Below are 1,220 nucleotides of genomic sequence, written 5' to 3'. Positions count from 1 at the left end.
CCGTTCGGCGAACCCGAGCGGCGAGTCCTGCCCGCTCGGCGCACGCGACCCAACGGGCGACCCCCAACGGCCGCCCCGCCGAAGTGCCTAGGCCGCGCCGCCCTCCGCGTACGGACCGATCTTGCCCGTCCGCATCACACGCTCGAGCAACTGGTCGAAGTTCTTCGCCATCTCCTGCGCGGACTCGCCCGGCCACACGTGCAGGGGCTTCGCCGCACCCTGCGCCTGCTGCAGCGACGTGCGCTCCGGCAGCTGCGGCGAGAGCACGAGCGGCCCGAACATGTCCCGGAGTTCCTTGATGCGGAACTGGTGCTCGAGTGACTGCACACGGGCACGGTTCACGATGATGCCGAGTGGCTGCAGGCGCGGGGAGAGGCCGCGGCGGATCTCCTCGATGGCCCGGAGCGCACGGTCGGCGGCGGCGACGGAGAACAGCCCGGGCTCGGTGACGACGGTCACGCGGTCCGACGCGGCCCAGGCGGTCCGGGTCAGGGCGTTGAGCGACGGCGCACAGTCGATGAGGACGAGGTCGTAGTCCTGCTCGACGTTGGCGAGGGCCTCTTCGAGCTTCCAGATGTCACGGATCGACGGGTGCGGCCCGTCGAAGTTGATCGCCGAGGGCGACCCGACCATGACGTCGATCTTGCCCTGGGACCCCTTGGTCCACCCGGACGGCGCGATCGCCTGACGGACGATCTTCTCCTTCGGGTTCTCCAGCACGTCGGCGACGTTGAGGTGCCCGGCGAGGTTGATGTCGAGGCCGGTCGAGACGTCGGACTGCGGGTCGAGATCCACCACCAGCGTGCGCAGTCCCCTGGCGAAGGCGGCCGAGGTCAGGCCGAGCGTCACCGTCGTCTTGCCGACACCGCCTTTGAGCGAGCTCACGCTGAGTACATGCACGGTGAGCAACGTTACCGCGACTAGGGTTGTGTCACCTCAACCCGCGCTGAAAGGGACCTCGTGTTCAGCAAGATCCTGGTCGCAAACCGTGGCGAGATCGCCATCCGTGCATTCCGCGCCGCGTACGAACTGGGCGCACGCACGGTGGCCGTCTACCCGTACGAGGACCGCAACTCCCTGCACCGGTTGAAGGCGGACGAGGCCTACCTGATCGGGGAGCGCGGGCACCCGGTCCGCGCCTACTTGGACGTCTCCGAGATCATCCGCGTCGCCCGCGAGTCGGGTGCCGACGCGATCTACCCGGGCTACGGGTTCCTGTC

Annotated in this window: 2 protein-coding genes; one reads left to right on the top strand and one right to left on the bottom strand. The window is 68.9% G+C overall.

Annotated elements, in window-relative coordinates; translation table 11 throughout:
• Window positions 1-87 precede the first annotated feature (87 nt).
• Window positions 88-900 (bottom strand): ParA family protein, encoded by an 813-nt coding sequence (locus J7E22_RS08105; RefSeq protein ID WP_214980729.1) that lies wholly within the window; start codon window positions 898-900, stop codon window positions 88-90.
• A 60-nt stretch (window positions 901-960) separates the two neighbouring features.
• Between J7E22_RS08105 and J7E22_RS17540 the strand changes: the two genes are divergently transcribed.
• A partial coding sequence (locus J7E22_RS17540; RefSeq protein WP_308159182.1) for a biotin carboxylase N-terminal domain-containing protein occupies window positions 961-1,220 on the top strand: 260 nt, incomplete at its 3' end.

It is taken from the genome of Curtobacterium sp. ISL-83, assembly GCF_018613895.1.
GTDB lineage: Bacteria > Actinomycetota > Actinomycetes > Actinomycetales > Microbacteriaceae > Curtobacterium.
This window is presented reverse-complemented; position numbering and strand designations above follow the sequence as displayed.